The following is a 16,727-nucleotide window of genomic DNA, read 5'->3' on the forward strand; positions in this document are numbered from 1 at the left end:
CGATGCGATGCGGACGCGGGTCGGGTCAGCTCACTGGCAGGCTTCGCAACTGGGGTCGTCGATGGCACAGAACTTCACGTCGGTGGCCGGCGTCGCATCGGCTTGGGCCGCCGCGATCTGGGCCTGTGCCTGCGCGGCCAGCGCATCGATCGAGCCATGGCCACCGGCGCTCGGGACCGCGTTGAGCGAGCCCGCCTTCACGGTCGACTTCTCGGCATGGGTCGCGCCCATCGTGCGCAGGTAGTAGGTGGTCTTGAGGCCGCGCAGCCAGGCGAGCTTGTAGGTCTCGTCGAGCTTCTTGCCCGACGCGCCGGCCATGTAGATGTTCAGGCTCTGGGCCTGGTCGATCCACTTCTGGCGACGCGAGGCGGCCTCGACCAGCCACACCGGCTCGACCTCGAAGGCGGTCGCATACAGGCGCTTGATGTCCTCGGGCACGCGGTCGATGCGGCGCAGGCTGCCGTCGAAGTGCTTGAGGTCCATGACCATCACGTCGTCCCACAGGCCGAGCTTCTTCAGGTCACGCACGAGGTACTCGTTGATGACCGTGAACTCGCCCGACAGGTTGCTCTTGACCGAGAGGTTGCCGAAGCAGGGCTCGATCGAGGCATCGACGCCGATGATGTTGGAGATGGTCGCGGTCGGCGCGATGGCCACGCAGTTGCTGTTGCGCATGCCGTGCTGGGCGATGCGCGAGCGCAGCGCGTCCCAGTCCAGCGTGACCGAGCTGTCGACCTCGACATAGCCGCCGCGGGCTTCGGCCAGCAGCTTGAGCGAGTCCTGCGGCAGGATGCCGCGGTCCCACAGCGAGCCGCGGTAGCTGCTGTAGCGGCCACGTTCGGCAGCCAGCTCGGTCGAGGCCCAGTAGGCGTGGTAGCAGACCGCCTCCATCGAGCGGTCAGCGAACTCGACCGCCTCCTGCGAGGCATAGGGCAGGCGCAGCTGGTAGAGCGCATCCTGGAAGCCCATGATGCCCAGCCCGACCGGGCGGTGGCGCAGGTTGGAGTCACGCGCCTTGCGCACCGCGTAGTAGTTGATGTCGATGACGTTGTCGAGCATGCGCATCGCCACTGTAATCGTGCGGGCCAGCTTGGCCTGGTCGATCTGCTTGCCTTGCTCGCCATCGGTCAGGTGTCGGGCCAGGTTGACCGAGCCCAGGTTGCACACCGCGATCTCGCGGTCGTTGGTGTTGAGCGTGATCTCGGTGCACAGGTTGGACGAGTGCACCACGCCGACATGCTGCTGCGGCGAGCGCACGTTGCAGGCATCCTTGAAGGTGATCCACGGATGCCCGGTCTCGAACAGCATCGTCAGCATCTTGCGCCACAGGTCGACGGCACGAAGGCGCTTGAACAGCTTGATCTCGCCGCGGTCGGCCTTGGCCTCGTAGGCGGTGTAAGCCGCCTCGAAGTCGGCACCGAAACGGTCGTGCAGGTCGGGGCAGCTGGCCGGCGAGAACAGGGTCCAGTCACCGCCCTCCATGACGCGGCGCATGAACAGGTCGGGGATCCAGTTCGCCGTGTTCATGTCGTGGGTGCGGCGGCGGTCGTCGCCGGTGTTCTTGCGCAGTTCGAGGAACTCCTCGATGTCGAGGTGCCAGCTCTCCAGGTAGGCGCAGACGGCACCCTTGCGCTTGCCGCCCTGGTTGACGGCGACGGCGGTGTCGTTGACGACCTTGAGGAAGGGCACGACGCCCTGCGACTCGCCGTTGGTGCCCTTGATGTGCGAGCCCAGCGCGCGCACCGGCGTCCAGTCATTGCCCAGGCCACCGGCGAACTTCGACAGCAGCGCGTTGTCCTTGATGGCCTCGTAGATGCCGTCGAGGTCGTCGGGCACGGTGGTCAGGTAGCAGCTCGAGAGCTGCGAGCGGCGCGTGCCCGAGTTGAACAGCGTGGGCGTGCTGGACATGAAGTCGAACGAGGACAGGACCTCGTAGAACTCGATCGCGCGGGCCTCGCGGTCGACCTCGTTGAGCGCCAGGCCCATGGCCACGCGCATGAAGAAGGCCTGCGGCATCTCGATGCGGGCCTTGCGCACATGCAGGAAATAGCGGTCGTACAGGGTCTGCAGGCCGAGGTAGTCGAAGTCGAGGTCGCGCTCGGCTTTCAGCGCCGCGCCGAGGCGGGCCAGGTCGTACTGGGCCAGGCGCTCGTCGAGCAGCTCGGCCTCGATGCCCTTCTTGATGAAGGCGGGGAAGTAGTCGGCATAGCGCGCGCCCATCTCGCCCTGGGTGACTTCCTCGCCGAGGATCTCGCGGCGGATGGTGTGCATCAGCAGCCGCGCGGTCACGCGGGTGTAGGCCGGGTCCTTCTCGATCAGGGTGCGGGCGGCCAGGATCGCGGCCTTGTAGACCTCGTCGATCGGCACGCCGTCGTACAGGTTGCGACGGGTCTCGGCCAGCACCGGCGCAGCGACGACCTCGCTGCCCAGGTTGGCGCAGGCTGCCTCGATGATGCCGGCCAGCTGGACCAGGTCCAGCGGCACGCGCTGGCCGCGGTCGGTCACGTAGAAGGCCGGCTCGGTCGCACGCGCGGCCTGGCCCAGCTGCGCACGCTCTTGTGCACGGCGCTCGCGATAGAGCACGTAGGCGCGGGCGACGTCGTGGTGGCCGCCCCGCATCAGGCCCAGCTCGACCTGGTCCTGGATGTCCTCGATGTGGAAGCTGCCGCCGCTCGGACGCGAGCGCATCAGCGCGCGCACCACCGCCTCGGTCAGCGCATCGACCGTCTCGCGCACGCTGGCCGAGGCCGCACCTTGCGTCCCGTGCACCGCCAGGAAGGCCTTCATCATGGCCACCGAGATCTTGTGCGGCTCGAAGGCCACCACCGCGCCGTTGCGGCGGATGATCTGGTAGCTGCCGTAGACGCTGGCGGTCGGACGCGCATCCGCGCCGAGGCTGCCGGACGTGGCGTAGAAGGAAGGCTGAGGGTGTGAGGTGCCGGTTGCTTGCATCGGTGCTCCTTGCTTGTCTTTGAGGTCGTTCAGCGGGCGTCGCCGGCTTCGTCGGCACACCATCGAAGGCATCGGCCCGATGCGTTCGACAGGGCTCTCGGAAGGACGCTGGAAAGGCGGTGAATCTGGAAAGGCAAAGCCCTGCCTCGCCTGGCCGACGACAACAGCGTCAGGACGCTGCGCGCACGGACCACGCGGGTGGCAAAGAGCTGTGTTGAGTTCGGAAGCTGCGGTCTCTTGGATCGCGGTCGGCGGATGCGACGCCGGCCGATGGGCCGCCGTGATCCCCGCGCGTCACGGGGCCTGGAGGTGTCTGGAACGGGTCGGAGGATAGCACGAGGAGGCACTATAGCTAGTGCCTCAGACGGCGCCAACCACTAGCGCTAGTGTGAGGGGAGCACTTACCCCAGGCGTGCCGACTCTCGCATTTCGGGCTCGTCCGGGTACACCGCGAGACCGCTTCCACGCAGTCGACGGGCCAGCCGGGACCAATCGAAGCCCGGCCCCGGATCGCGCTTGCGACCCGGCGCGACATGCTCGTGGCCGACCACTTCCTGCAGCGGCACGACCTGCACGAGCTGGCGCAGCAGCGCGGCCAGCACGCGGTACTGGACGGCCGCGAAGCGGTGGCCTTCCAGCCCTTCCAGCTCGATGCCGATGCTGTGGTCGTTGCAGTTGTCGCGGCCGCGCCAGCGCGACACGCCGGCATGCCAGGCCCGGCCTTGCAGCGGCACGAACTGCAGCAGGCGGCCGTCGCGACGGACCACGAAGTGGGCCGAGACCTGCAGGCCATCGAGGGCCGCGAACGAGGCATGCGCGGTCGGGTCGAGCCGGTTGGTGAAGAGCCGTTCGATCGCCTCGCCGCCGTAGCGGCCGGGCGGCAGGCTGATCGAGTGGACGATGGCCAGGTCGATGGCGACACCGGCCGGCCGCGTGCCGACGTTCGGGCTAGGCACCGCACGCGCCTGGCCGTGCCAGCCGGCCGACCAGCGCCAGGACGCGCCAGGACGGCGTCGTGCGACCTTCATGCGTGGCTCGTCGTGCGTGGCTCAGTCGCCCGCGCCATCGCCGTCGTCAACGGTCAGGCCCTCGCCGGCCACCTGGATGCCCAGCCGCGCCATGCGGTAGCGCATCTGGCGCAGCGTCAAGCCCATCGCGGCGCCAGCGGCCGTGCGGTTGTAGCGATGGCGCTCGAGCGCCCGCACCAGCACGGCACGCTCGACCTCGTCGAGGTAGGCCACCAGATCCTGCGGCACGGCCGGCTCGGCCAGCGGTGCCGGCCCGGCCACGACCGGCTCGGGCAGCACGGTCGCCGGCTTGACGGGCTCGTGGCTCCAGGGATCGCCGATGCGGCCGTCGCCCGGCCAGGCCGGCATGAACGCCGCGGGGGCTGCACCGCGCGCCCGGGGCGCGATCGGCAGTTCGAGGTCCTCGATGTCGATCTGGCTGGCGCTGCTCAGCGCCACGGCGCGGTGCAGCAGGTTCTCCAGCTCGCGCACGTTGCCGGGGAAGTCGTAGTGCGCAAGGTGGTCCAGCGCCCGCGGCGTCAGGCGCGGCATCACCGCCATGCCGGCCTCGCCGGCGATGCGTTCGAGCATGCGCGCGCACAGTTCGTAGAGGTCATCGCGGCGTTCGCGCAGCGGCGGCACACGGATCTGGATGACGTTGAGGCGGTAGAACAGGTCCTGCCGGAAGCGCCCCTCGGCCACCTCGGCGGCCAGGTCGCGGTGGGTCGCGCTGATGATGCGCACGTCGACCGCCACCTCGGCCACCGCGCCGACCGGGCGGACCGCGCGCTCCTGGATCGCACGCAGCAGCTTGCTCTGCATCGACAGCGGCAGGTCGCCGATCTCGTCAAGGAACAGCGTGCCGCCGTGCGCGGCCTGGAAGAAGCCTTCGCGGTCCTCGGCCGCGCCGGTGAAGGCGCCCTTGCGGTAGCCGAAGAACTCGGCCTCGAGCAGCTGCTCGGGAATGGCGCTGCAGTTGACCGCGATGAAGGGCTGCGCGGCCCGCGAGCTGACCTGGTGGATCGAGCGCGCGACCAGCTCCTTGCCCGTGCCCGACTCGCCCTGGACAAGCACCGGCGCCATGCTGCGCGCGACCTTGTCGACCAGCGCGCGGACCTGCTGCATGGCCGCCGACTGGCCTGCCATGCGACGCAGCGCACCGCTGCCGCGTTCGTGCCGGGGCACGATCGAGCGCAGGCCCAGCCCGAAATCGGCCGGCACGCCGGAGCCCGTGCCCGCCGCCGAGGACACACCGGCGGACGCCGCGTTGGGTGCCGCGCCGCGAGCGGCCGGGCTGCGCCCGAGCGCGGCCGAGACCACGCTGCGGAAGACCTTCAGGTCAACCGGCTTGGTCAGGTAGTCGTAGGCACCGGACTTGAGCGCCTGCACCGCGTTCTCGGCCGAGCCGTAGGCGGTGATGACGATGGCACGCTCGCTGCGGCCGGACTGTTCGAGCCGGCGCAGCAGGTCCAGACCGCTGCCGTCGGGCAGTCGCATGTCGGTGATGACGGCGCTGTAGGTGCGGTCCTTGAGCTGGGCCCAGGCTTCCTCGACGCTGCCGGCGGTCTCGACCTCGTAGCCCTCGCGCAGCAGCGTGAGCTCGTAGAGGGTGCGCAGGTCGGGCTCGTCGTCGACCACCAGCAGGCTGTGCAGCGAGGTCGCGCTCACGACATCGCCCCCGGCCAGGCCGGGCCGGGTCGCATCGGCGGCGACACCGGAACCATGCGCGGCAGGGTCATCACGAAGACGTTGCGGTGTCGCGCACCGGGACCGCGCGGGTGATATTCGATCGTCGCGCCATAGCGCTCGCACAGCTCGCGGCAGATGTAGAGGCCCAGGCCGCTGCCGCGGCTGCGGGTCGAGAAGAAGGGCTCGAACAGGTAGGGCTCGACGTCGGGCGCGATCGGCGCACCGTCGCTGGCCACCGACACCACGACCTGCGACTCGCCGCGCGCATGCACGCGCACCCACAGCGCATCGGCGCGGGCACTGCCGTGGCGGTGGGCGTTGTCGAGCAGGTTCACCAGCACGCGGCGCAGGTGGTCCGGGTCGAAGCGCACCGGCAGCACGCCGTCGCCCGCATCGACCATCAACGGGCTCGGGCCCAGCTGCGGCAGGCCGGCCGTGCGCCCCCAGTCGGCACAGAGCATCTGGACCTGGGCCGACAGGTCGATGACCGGCGCTTCACGCGGTGCGCCTGGCGCGACCTCCATCACGTCGTCGACGATGCGCTGCAGCCGCACCACGTTGTCGGCCACCATGCGCGTGAGCTGGCGCTGGGCCGGCTGCATCAGGTCTTCGGACAACAAGGCATTGGCCTGGGCGATGGCCGCCAGCGGGTTGCGGATCTCGTGCGCGATGCCCGCCGAGACCCGGCCCATCGCGGCGAGCTTCTCCTGCCGCGCACGGGCCTGCAGCGTGCGGACATCGTCCATGAAGAGCACGCACAACAGCGACTCACCGGCGGGATGTCCGGGCGGCTGGGCGGCCGGGTCCTCGCCGCTGTCATGCCGGCGCGTGAAGCGCATGCGCAGGCGCAGGCCGCGTTCCTCGACCTTGGCGCCCTGGCTCAGGCGCAGCCGGATCTCCTCGCCGCCATCGGGCCAGAAGCCGGTCGCCCAGGCCCGCTCGAGGGCCAGCCAGAGGGGCTCCCAGGCCTCGTGCTGGCGCAGGTCGAAGGTCATGAAGCGACGTCCCGGCGGCGCGCCGATCAGCGCCATGGCGGCCGGGTTGGCCGCGCGCACATGGCCGTCGGCATCGACGACCATGACGCCGTCCTGCATCTCCTCGATCATCAGCCGGTTGAGCATGGCCTGCTGGCGCGCCATCTCCAGCGTGCTGCGGGCGGCCGCCTCCTGGCGGGTCAGGCGGTCGGCCATCTCGGCGGTCAGCAGGGCCAGCGCGAAGACCATCGCGCCGAACATCCCCGACTGGGTCAGTTGCGTGGCCATGTCCGAGCCGGCCAGCACGCGCCACCAGGCCCCGCCCAGCATCAGCAGGACGACCGATGCAGCGACCGCCGCAGCGGTGCGGCGCGGCATCAGCGCACCGGCGGTCAGCACCGGCAAGAGGAAGAGCGCGTTGAGGTTGAGCGGCCCGGACAGCGACACGACCAGCAGCGCCGTGAAGCTCGCCAGGTCGACGCCAATGGTCACCCAGCGCCAGTGAGGCAGCAGGTGCCCGCGCAGATCCAGCGGTGCGCGCCGCGTCGGCAAGCGGCGCAGTTCGACCTGCGCGACCAGCACCAGCGTGGCCAGCGCGTAGCCGGCGCAGATCGCCAGCGCCAGCAAGGTCGATCCGGAACTGCCGTAGATCGCCACCACCGCCTGCATCGCCAGCAGCAGCACCGCCAGCAGCGCGCGCGCGATGATGAAGCCGCGGAAGATGCGCAGGAAGGCCTTGGGCGGCCCCTTGCGCAGGCGATCGGCCGGCAGCGGCTCGATCACCGGCGGGGTGGTGTAGCCGCTGGTGTCGGGACCTTCGTCGCGGACGTCGCGGCCATCGGGTCGTTCGACCGGCGCCGGCGCGGCGTCCGGATGGGCGGCCCACTCCTCGGCCGGCACGGTGTCGGCACCGGTGTCGGTGTTGGCCTTGGCTTGCCCTCCCGGCACGGTCACGCGGGAACTGGCCGCCGGATCGGCGTGGACCCGCTCGAAGCGACCGCGCGAAGTGATCGCATCAGGCCGTGGGTCGGGTCTTGCATCAAACGGCAGGGTCGGCGAGAAGCCCGTTCCCATCGGACGTGTCGGCGCGATCAGCGCATCGAAGTCCTCCGGCCGTGTCGACTCGGCCGACCCTTCCAGCCCGGCGAACCACGACTCGCGCGGGACCGCCGGGCGACCAGGCTGCCGTCCTGGAAGGTCCGTGTCCAGGAAGGGCAGTGGCGGCGCGGCGGGGTGGCCTGGAAGGCGGTTGCGGGCCATGTGTCGGGTCCGACCTCAGGACGGCAGGCCGGCGCGGGGCCCGGCCGACAGGTGGGCGGGGCTGCAGTAGTCGCGCGCATCGGCACCGCGCACGGCCTCGGACTCGGGCAGGTGCAGTCCGCAATGGGCGCAGCGGACCATGCGTCCGGTCTCGGCCGGCTTGGCACCGGGTCGGCGTGGCACCTCGGCCGGTTGGGCCCGCCTGGACGCCTGCTCGCGTTGACGCTGCCACTTTCGGATCAGCAGGTAGGCCGCCAGGCCGATCAGCAGCCAGAGCAGCGCCCTCATGTTGTCCACCTCGCGCGGACCGGGTCGTGTCGATCGCCCATGGCATTCATCCGGTGATGGCCACGGGCCGGTGCAACAGCACCTCGAAGACGAAGCGCGAGCCGATGTAGGCCAGCAGCAGCAGCACGCTGCCGAGGTAGAGCCAGCGGGTCGCGCGGCGGCCGCGCCAGCCGAAGGCCCGGCGGCCGCCGAGCAGGCCGGCGAAGACCGCCCAGCCCATCAGGGAGAACAGCGTCTTGTGGTCCCAGCGCCAGGCGGCCATGAACCAGCTGCCCAGCACGATGGCGGCCGACAGCACGACGAAGCCGGCGGCGACGAAGCGGAAGGTCAGCTGCTCCAGACGCAGCAACGGCAAGGCACCGCTGTCCAGCGCCGGCGTCTTGCGCGAGCGCATCGCGCGTTCGGCCCGGTCCAGCCAGATGGCATGCAGGACCGCGGCGCCGAACAGGCCATAGGACGCGAAGCCCATCAGCCAGTGCAGCGGCGCCCAGGGCGAGACGGCATGGATCGCGCCCTCGCCCGGAAAGAGCAGCCCGATCAGCACGGCCAGGCCACCCAGCGCAGCCAGCAGCCGGCGGATCGCCGGGACCGGCACGAAGCGGCTCTCGATCGCATGCACCGCCAGCACCAGCCAGACCGTCGACGACAGCGCCGGCGCGAAGCCGAACCGGATGCCGTCACCCGGCAGGCCGATGCCCAGCAGATGCGCGAACAACGCGGTGCCATGGGCAATCCAGGCCAGCGGCAGCGCGCGCCGCGCAAGGGCCGAATCGCCGCGAGGCCAGGCCAGCGCGTAGGCCACCAGCGCGATCACGGCGGGCACCACGGACCAGGGCGACAGCGGGGCGGCGAACAAGGCTGAAAAGTCGGTCGATAGAATCACTCGCACAGTGTACTTTCGGGCCCCGTCGTGACGACGCTGCACGGCCCGCCACACCAGCCCGACCGACCTCATCGGTCACAGATCTCCGGAATCCCCGATGGCCTCAGCCCTCTCCGATCGCCTGTCCAAGCTCGTCAAGTCGATGCGTGGCCAGGCCCGCATCACCGAATCGAACGTGCAGGACATGATGCGCGAGGTGCGCATGGCGCTGCTCGAGGCCGACGTCGCGCTGCCGGTCGTGCGCGACTTCATCAACCGCGTCAAGGAGAAGGCGCTCGGCCAGGAGGTCGTCGGCTCGCTCAATCCGGGCCAGGTGCTGGTGAGCATCGTCCACAAGGAACTGGCCGCGACGATGGGTGAAGGCGTCGCCGACCTCAACCTCGCCGTCCAGCCGCCGGCCGTGATCTTGATGGCCGGCCTGCAGGGCGCCGGCAAGACCACCACCACCGCCAAGCTGGCCAAGCACCTGATCGAGCGCCGCAAGAAGAAGGTGCTGACGGTCTCGGCCGACGTCTACCGCCCGGCCGCCATCGAGCAGCTCAAGACCGTCACCCGCCAGGCCGGCGCCGAGTGGTTCCCGAGCAAGCCCGAGGACAAGCCGCGCGACATCGCGCTCGCTGCGCTGGACCACGCCCGCCGTCACCTGTTCGATGTGCTGCTGGTGGACACCGCCGGCCGTCTCGCGATCGACGAGGCGCTGATGGCCGAGATCCGCGAGCTGCACGCGGCACTCGCCCCGATCGAGACGCTGTTCGTGGTCGACGCCATGCAGGGTCAGGACGCGGTCAACACCGCCAAGGCCTTCAAGGACGCGCTGCCGCTGACCGGCGTCGTGCTGACCAAGCTGGACGGCGACTCGCGCGGTGGCGCGGCGCTGTCGGTGCGCCAGATCACCGGCGCACCGATCAAGTTCGCCGGCGTGTCCGAGAAGATCGACGGCCTGGAGGTCTTCGACGCCGACCGCCACGCCGGTCGCGTGCTCGGCATGGGCGACATCGTCGCGCTGGTCGAGGAAGTCCAGAAGGGCGTCGACATCCAGGCGGCCCAGAAGCTGGCCGACAAGGTCCGCAGTGGCGAAGGCTTCGACCTGAACGACTTCCTGGCCCAGCTCAGCCAGATGAAGAAGATGGGCGGGCTGTCCGGCCTGCTCGACAAGCTGCCCAGCGAACTGGCCGCCAAGGCCGGTCAGGCCGACATGGGCAAGGCCGAGAAGGACGTGCGGCGCATGGAAGGGATCATCAACTCGATGACGCCGCTGGAGCGGCGCAAGCCCGACCTGCTCAAGGCCAGCCGCAAGCGCCGCATCGCGGCCGGCGCGGGCGTGCAGGTCCAGGAGGTCAACCGCCTGCTGAACCAGTTCGAGCAGATGCGCGACATGATGAAGAAGATGAAGGGCGGCGGCCTGATGAAGATGATGAAGCGCATGGGCGGCGGCAAGGGCAAGTTCCCCCCGGGCATGGGCGGCATGGGCGGGATGGGCTTCTGAGCCGGGCCGGATGCCGGCACGCACCAGCCTTGTCGCACCAGCCCTGTGCGAAGCCTCGCGAAGACACGAAATCCGGTCGAACGGCATCACTTCGAAAGGTGAGACTGTTACATCGATCACGCAGGGTCCCGCATTGACGACCCAGTTCGTGCGCGCTAACTTGTCGTGATGGATCTCTCAATGCTGGCCGCCAACCCGATCGCCCTGGTGGTCCTCTCCGGCGTCTGCGCTGCGGTGGTCGTGTGGTTCTGGCGTCGCAGCCACGGCAGCAAGCCTCGGCAGGCCAGCATCGGACGTCCTCGCGCCCTGGATGCGGTCGACACCGTGATTGGCTGGCCGCCCGAGGCGACCCGCGTGCTGACGCTGCGCCACCAGCGGGCCTTCGAGGTGCTGCGCCGCGCCCTGCCCGACCACCTGGTGCTGGCGCAGGTGCCGATCTCGCATTTCGTGCGCGTACCCACCCGCAACTCCTACGTCGAATGGATGCGCCGGGTCGGCCACGTCTGCGTCGACCTGATGGTCTGCGACGCGGCCTCCAACGTGATCGCGGTGATCGAGGTCCGGCCGGCCGACCGGGTCGAGACCGAGCGGGCCCGCAAGCGCCACCTGCGTGTCGAGCGGGTGCTGCGGGCCGGCGGCATCCCGCTGCATGTCTGGACCGAATCGCTGCTGCCGGACCCGGCTGCGGTGCGCAAGATCTTCGTGCCACAGGCGGCTGCCGAGGTCCTGTCCGACGAAGGTCCGGAGACCAGTCCGATGGAGCCGACGTTGCATGGCCAGGGCCGTCCGCGGCCGGGTCGTTCGTCCGACATCGGCGGCGACCGCGAGCCGCCGCGCACGACCTGGTTCGACGACCTCAACGCGACCCGCCCGGCCCAGCTGGATCCGGTCGACGCCGCGGCCCACGATTTGCCGGAAAACAGCTCGCTGGGAGGGATCAAGCCTCCCGCCCACGGCATCGTCGGCCTGAGCCGCTGAGCGCTGCCCCGGTCCTTCAGCAGGCCGGTTCCAGAAGGACGAAAGCCGCCCATCGAAGGCGGCTTATTCATGTCGGGACCGGAAAAAAAAGAGCCCCAGCATTGGCTGGGGCTGCAAAGCCTTAACGCTGTCAACACGGTAAGGCACCTGCTCAGGGAGGAAAAGCAGGGAACGAGGACCTTGCGGCCCGTCGCTCAACGACGAGTGTAGCAGCGGCGTTCATCGGTCCGGATCGGTGCGGCTACTGACGCGATCGTGTCGGTGACAGCGATGAAGCAGGCTCGCGCGCGACAATCTTCGATGCGATCCGACGCCTGCGCGCGGGTCCCGTCCGACCCCTTCTTCGTCAGCCGAGAGTCGATCCATGCACCTCCCCCCGCCCTACCCCATGGCCCGTCCGCGCCGCCTGCGCCGCGATGCCTACACCCGCGCGCTGGTGCGCGAGCATCGCCTGCACCCGAGCGACCTGATCTACCCGGTGTTCGTGCTCGAAGGGCAGGACCGCGTCGAGGACGTGCGCTCGATGCCCGGCGTGCAGCGCCTGAGCCTGGACCGCCTGCTGCCGGTGGCCGAACAGTGCGTCGAGCTGGGCGTGCCGGTGATGGCGCTGTTCCCGGTGCTGGACGGCACGCACAAGACGCCCGATGGCCGCGAGGCCGCGAACCCCGACGGCCTGGTGCCGAAGGTCGTCGCCGAGCTCAAGCGGCGCTTCCCCGACCTGGGCGTGATGACCGACGTCGCGCTCGACCCCTACACCAGCCATGGCCAGGACGGCCTGATCGACGACAGCGGCTACGTGCTCAACGACGTCACGATCGAGGTGCTGGTCCGGCAGGCCCTGACCCAGGCACGCGCCGGCGTCGACATCGTCGCGCCCAGCGACATGATGGACGGCCGCATCGGCGCGATCCGCCGCGCGCTGGAGGCCGAGGGCCTGATCCACACCCGCATCATGGCCTACAGCGCCAAGTACGCCAGCGCCTTCTACGGCCCCTTCCGCGACGCGGTCGGCTCGGCCAGCAACCTCGGCAAGAGCAACAAGAAGGTCTACCAGATGGACCCGGGCAACACCGACGAGGCGCTGCGCGAGGTCGGTCTGGACCTGGCCGAAGGTGCCGACATGGTGATGGTCAAGCCCGGCATGCCCTACCTGGACGTGGTCCGACGCGTCAAGGACGAGTTCCATGTGCCGACCTTTGCCTACCAGGTCAGCGGCGAGTACGCGATGCTCAAGGCCGCCGCCGCCAATGGCTGGCTGGACCACGACGCGGTGATGATGGAAAGCCTGCTGGCCTTCAAGCGCGCCGGTGCCGACGGCATCCTGACCTACTTCGCGCTCGATGCGGCGCGGCAGTTGCGGCAGTCGAAGGACTGACGCCAGCGGACTCAGCCGACCGCGAGGCCTTCCATGACCTCGCGCGCCAGGCAAAGGTCTTCCCAGACGCGCGACTTGTCGACCGGGTTGCGCAGCAGGTAGCCGGGGTGGTAGGTCACCACCACCGGCACGCCGTGGTACTGATGGACCTTGCCGCGCAGCCGGCCGATCGGCTCGGCGCTGCGCAGGATGGACTGCACCGCGAAGCGGCCGAGCGCCAGGATCAGGCGCGGCTGCACCAGCTCGACCTGACGCTTCAAGTAGGGCTCGCAGCGTTCGACCTCGTGCGGCTCGGGGTTGCGGTTGCGGGGCGGGCGGCACTTGAGCACGTTGGCGATGTAGACCTGCTCCTCGCCGCCGCCATCGGCCCGTGTCAGGCCGGTCGCGCGCAGCATGTTGTCGAGCAGCTGCCCGGCGTCGCCGACAAAGGGCTGGCCGGTGCGGTCCTCGTTCTCGCCGGGCGCCTCGCCGATCAGCATCCAGCGGGCCTGCCGGTTGCCCACGCCGAAGACGGTGTTGCGGCGGCTGTCGCACAGCTCGCAGGCGCGGCAGCCGGCGACCGCCTCGGCCAGCGCTTCCCAACCCATCGTCGCGACCGGGCTGGACGGGTCGATCGGGCTCGCGCCTCGGGCAGCCTCGGGCACCCAGACGACGGGGGCGGCCACCGCAGGCGTCGCGACAACGGGTGTTGAAACGGCGGGCACCACCGCTTCGCCGGACTGCGCAGTGGGCTCGGCGGCAAGCGCTGCCACCGCCGCGTCCCCGGCCGGCCCCGCAACGGTCGTCGGCAGGCGCAGGTGGATGCCCATCTCCGCCAGCATCGCCACCTGGCGTTCAGACCAGACCATGGCCGTCCTCGTGTTCGCTGCGTTCGTGGCGCGACGTGCCGATGTCCAGCCGCAGCACCAGCGCGTCCTCGCGCTGGCCGACCCCTGCCGGGTAATAGCCGCGCCGCAGGCCGACCTGGACATAGCCATGGCGGGCATAGACCTCGCGGGCGCGCACGTTGCTCGGCCGGACTTCGAGCCAGACGCAGTCGCAGCCGGTGGCGCGGGCATGGCGGGTCAGTTCGTGCAGCAGCCGCACCGCATGACCGCGGCCCTGGTGCTCGGGCGCGACGGTGATGTTGAGCAGGTGCCACTCGTCGACGCCGGCCATCGCGATCATGTAGGCGACCAGTTCGCCGGACGGCGTCTGCAGGCCCTGCGCCAGGTAGCCGGCCGCCAGCGCGTCGATGAAGTTGCCGCGGCTCCACGGGTGCGAGTAGCAGCGCGCCTCGATCGCCAGCAGCGCGTCGAGCGTGTCCAGCGTGATCGGCCGCAGCACCAGCGGCATCGCGCGGGGTGCGCGCGCGGGCTGGGGCGCCGGGGCGGGGGCAGGACGGGCGCTCATCGCGAGACGGCAGACGGTTGGTCCACGCGCTCAGCCGCCCGTTCGGCCGTCGTCTGCGCCACCTTGTCGCGCACATAGAGCGGCAGCGCCAGCGCCGGATCGATCCAGCGGCGTGCCGCATGGGCCCGCCACGCCAGCGCGGCCAGCGCCTCGCCATCGGGCAGGGCCTGCGGGCAGACCGGCAGGTCGAGTCCGCTGGCCGCCGCCTCGTGCACCGTCCAGCCGGGGCCGGCCAGCGCGGCGGGATGGGCCTGCACGAGGGCGCGCAAGGCATCCGGTCGCAGCAGCATCGGCGCGGCGATGACGGCATCCGACGCGTCGCGCGCGAGCTGCCAGTCGACCACGCCGTCGGCACCTTCGATGCGCTGCCAGCAGGCCGCATAGGCCTCGCCCATGCGCGCATCCAGCAGCGTCCAGACGCGCTCGAAGCCGGCTTGCCGATGGGCCGATTCGGCCACCAGCGCGAGCGTGTCGAGCGCCACCAGCGGCCGGTCCAGCCCGATCGCCAGGCCCTGCGCGATGGCGCAGGCGGTGCGCAGACCGGTGAAGGCGCCGGGGCCGCGGCCATAGCCGATCGCGTCGATGTCGGCCATGCGCGCACCAGCGGCGTCGACCAGCGAGGCGATGGCGGGCAACAGGTTCATCGAGGCCTGCGCACCACCGGCCAGCGCGCGCGCCTGCACGACGCCGTCACGCCACACCGCGAGGTGCAGGGTTTCGGTCGCGGCATCGAGGGCAAGCAGGCAGGCTGAGGGCATGGCAAGAAGGCGAAGAGGCCGGTTCAGTGTAGCGGCCGGTCGTCCCGACAAGGCCGATGGCATCGGCCTTGTCGGGACTCGACCGCTCATCGGAAGGACCGTCTCCACCCCTAAGATCGGCCCCGATGCGCAGCCTCCGCCGCCCCTTCCGATCCCTGCTGCCGGCCCTGTCCGCAGCCCTGTTCCTGATGGCCTGGCCAACCGGCGACGCGCGGTCGCAGCCGGCTTCCCCGCTCGCCAGCGCGAACCCGGCGACGCCGCGCCTGCCGCCGGCGGTTCAGGCCGCACTGGCCCAGGCCGGGCTGCCGGCCGAGGCGCTGCACGTCTGGATCGGTCCAGCCGACGGCGGCGAGCCCTGGCTCGCGCACCGCGCCGCCCAGCCCGTCAACCCGGCCTCGCTGATGAAGCTGCTGACGTCGGCGGCGGCACTGGAAACGCTCGGTCGCAGCCACCAGTGGCAGACCCAGGTCTTCGTCGACGCGCCACCGCGCGAGGGCGTGCTGGCCGGCTCGCTGCGCATCCGCGGCGGCGGCGATCCGAGCCTCGTGGCCGAGCGGCTGTGGCTGCTGCTGGACCAGATCCGCCAGCGCGGCGTGCGCGAGATCCGCGGCGACATCGTGCTCGATCGCAGCGCCTACGCCATCCCGGAGGTCGATCCGGCCGCCTTCGACAACGAGCCGCTCAAGCCCTACAACGTGCGGCCCGATGCGCTGCTGGTGAACTTCAAGAGCGTGACGCTGACCTTCCGCCCGCAAGCCGGGCAGTCCTTTGCCGACGTGACGGTCGACCTGCCGCTGGCGGGCTGGCGGGTCAGCGAGCGCGTGCCACTGCTCGACGGCCCGTGCGAGGACTGGCGCGCAAGACTGCAGCCCGACTTCCGCTCGCCCGCGTCCTGGACCTTCGCCGGCGGCCTGCCGCGCAGCTGCGGCGAACGCAGCTGGTCGATCGCCTACAACGAGCCGGCCAGCCACGCCGCGCGGGCCATCGAGGCGCAGTGGCGCGCCTTCGGCGGCATGCTCGGCGGCACGGTGCGCAACGCCGGTCCGGGCACGGCCGGTGCGACCGGGCAGCCCTGGTTCACCTTCAGCTCGCCGCCGCTGGCCGACGTGCTGCGGCCGATGAACCTGTTCAGCAACAACACCATCGCCCAGCAGATGCTGCTGGCGCTGGGCGGTCCGGCCAACCTGCCGACAGCGCCGGGTTCGAGGCCGATGAATGCCGGCGAATCGAACGTGGTGGCCGCTGCGCCGGCCAGCTGGGAGGCCGGCCGCGCCGTCGTCACCGGGCTGTTGCCGCGGGTGGGCTGCATCGCCGACGAGCTGCGGCTGGAGAACGGCTCGGGCCTGTCGCGCGACGAGCGCATCACGCCGCGCTGCCTGGCGCAATGGCTGCGCTGGTCCTGGCGCCAGCCGTGGATGCCGGACCTGCTGTCGAGCCTGCCGCTGGCCGGCGAGGCGACCGCCCGGCGGGCCTATTCGGTGGCAGGTCGGGCGCACCTGAAGACCGGTTCGCTGGCCGACGTCGCCGGACTGGCCGGCTACATCGACGGCCTGGATGGGCGTCGCGCGGTGGTCGTGGTCATCCTCAACCATCCCCAGGCCCATCGAGACGGCAGCCGGGCGGTGCTCGACGCGGTGCTGGGCTGGGGCGCGGAACGGCTGGCTGCGCCGCGCTGACGGCGGCGG

13 protein-coding genes are annotated in these 16,727 nt (G+C 70.7%); 4 read left to right on the plus strand and 9 right to left on the minus strand.

Annotated features, from left to right (window positions below; genetic code table 11):
- Window positions 1–30: 30 nt before the first annotated feature.
- From Q8X39_RS16810 to Q8X39_RS16835, 6 genes are all read right to left on the minus strand, one after another.
- Window positions 31–2,952 (minus strand): ribonucleoside-diphosphate reductase subunit alpha, encoded by a 2,922-nt coding sequence (locus tag Q8X39_RS16810; RefSeq protein WP_305750840.1) that lies wholly within the window; start codon window positions 2,950–2,952, stop codon window positions 31–33.
- Window positions 2,953–3,353: 401 nt separating this feature from the next.
- The gene (gene ampD / locus Q8X39_RS16815; RefSeq protein WP_305750841.1) at window positions 3,354–3,980 is read right to left on the minus strand and encodes a 1,6-anhydro-N-acetylmuramyl-L-alanine amidase AmpD; all 627 of its coding nucleotides are present in this window, start codon (window positions 3,978–3,980) and stop codon (window positions 3,354–3,356) included.
- 21 nt (window positions 3,981–4,001) lie between these two features.
- The gene (locus Q8X39_RS16820) at window positions 4,002–5,627 is read right to left on the minus strand and encodes a sigma-54-dependent transcriptional regulator (protein WP_305750842.1); all 1,626 of its coding nucleotides are present in this window, start codon (window positions 5,625–5,627) and stop codon (window positions 4,002–4,004) included.
- Window positions 5,624–7,576, minus strand: coding sequence for a sensor histidine kinase (locus tag Q8X39_RS16825; protein WP_305750843.1), 1,953 nt, complete (start codon window positions 7,574–7,576; stop codon window positions 5,624–5,626). The genes Q8X39_RS16820 and Q8X39_RS16825 overlap by 4 nt, the downstream gene beginning before the upstream one ends.
- Before the next feature lie 321 nt (window positions 7,577–7,897).
- A complete protein-coding gene (locus tag Q8X39_RS16830; RefSeq protein WP_305750844.1) occupies window positions 7,898–8,170 on the minus strand; it encodes a PP0621 family protein in 273 nt (90 codons plus the stop codon).
- 46 nt (window positions 8,171–8,216) lie between these two features.
- On the minus strand, window positions 8,217–9,026 hold the full coding sequence (locus Q8X39_RS16835; RefSeq protein ID WP_305750845.1) for a cytochrome C assembly family protein: 810 nt from the start codon (window positions 9,024–9,026) through the stop codon (window positions 8,217–8,219).
- A 124-nt stretch (window positions 9,027–9,150) separates the two neighbouring features.
- Here Q8X39_RS16835 and ffh point away from each other — a divergent pair, with 124 nt between their 5' ends.
- The 3 genes from ffh to hemB all read left to right on the plus strand — a co-directional run bounded on the left by ffh (window position 9,151) and on the right by hemB (window position 12,892).
- Window positions 9,151–10,539 (plus strand): signal recognition particle protein, encoded by a 1,389-nt coding sequence (ffh, locus tag Q8X39_RS16840; RefSeq protein ID WP_305750846.1) that lies wholly within the window; start codon window positions 9,151–9,153, stop codon window positions 10,537–10,539.
- 168 nt (window positions 10,540–10,707) lie between these two features.
- Window positions 10,708–11,517: a DUF2726 domain-containing protein gene (locus Q8X39_RS16845; RefSeq protein WP_305750847.1), complete on the plus strand. Its 810-nt coding sequence runs from the start codon at window positions 10,708–10,710 to the stop codon at window positions 11,515–11,517.
- Between the two features lie 364 nt (window positions 11,518–11,881).
- A complete protein-coding gene (hemB, locus tag Q8X39_RS16850) occupies window positions 11,882–12,892 on the plus strand; it encodes a porphobilinogen synthase (RefSeq protein WP_305750848.1) in 1,011 nt (336 codons plus the stop codon).
- Between the two features lie 11 nt (window positions 12,893–12,903).
- On the opposite strand, the gene Q8X39_RS16855 is transcribed toward hemB, so the two are convergent.
- The 3 genes from Q8X39_RS16855 to tsaB are packed head-to-tail and all read right to left on the minus strand — an operon-like array spanning window position 12,904 to window position 15,042.
- The gene (locus Q8X39_RS16855) at window positions 12,904–13,740 is read right to left on the minus strand and encodes a uracil-DNA glycosylase (protein ID WP_305750849.1); all 837 of its coding nucleotides are present in this window, start codon (window positions 13,738–13,740) and stop codon (window positions 12,904–12,906) included.
- Complete coding sequence (gene rimI / locus Q8X39_RS16860; protein ID WP_305750850.1) at window positions 13,727–14,284, minus strand: ribosomal protein S18-alanine N-acetyltransferase; 558 nt, start codon at window positions 14,282–14,284, stop codon at window positions 13,727–13,729. Before rimI ends, Q8X39_RS16855 begins: the two co-directional genes overlap by 14 nt.
- On the minus strand, window positions 14,281–15,042 hold the full coding sequence (gene tsaB / locus Q8X39_RS16865) for a tRNA (adenosine(37)-N6)-threonylcarbamoyltransferase complex dimerization subunit type 1 TsaB (protein ID WP_305750851.1): 762 nt from the start codon (window positions 15,040–15,042) through the stop codon (window positions 14,281–14,283). The genes rimI and tsaB overlap by 4 nt, the downstream gene beginning before the upstream one ends.
- 125 nt (window positions 15,043–15,167) lie before the next feature.
- Here tsaB and Q8X39_RS16870 point away from each other — a divergent pair, with 125 nt between their 5' ends.
- Window positions 15,168–16,718, plus strand: coding sequence for a D-alanyl-D-alanine carboxypeptidase/D-alanyl-D-alanine-endopeptidase (locus tag Q8X39_RS16870; RefSeq protein WP_305750852.1), 1,551 nt, complete (start codon window positions 15,168–15,170; stop codon window positions 16,716–16,718).
- Window positions 16,719–16,727: the final 9 nt, after the last annotated feature.

This window comes from Leptothrix discophora, from assembly GCF_030705305.1.
Taxonomy (GTDB): domain Bacteria; phylum Pseudomonadota; class Gammaproteobacteria; order Burkholderiales; family Burkholderiaceae_C; genus Sphaerotilus; species Sphaerotilus discophorus.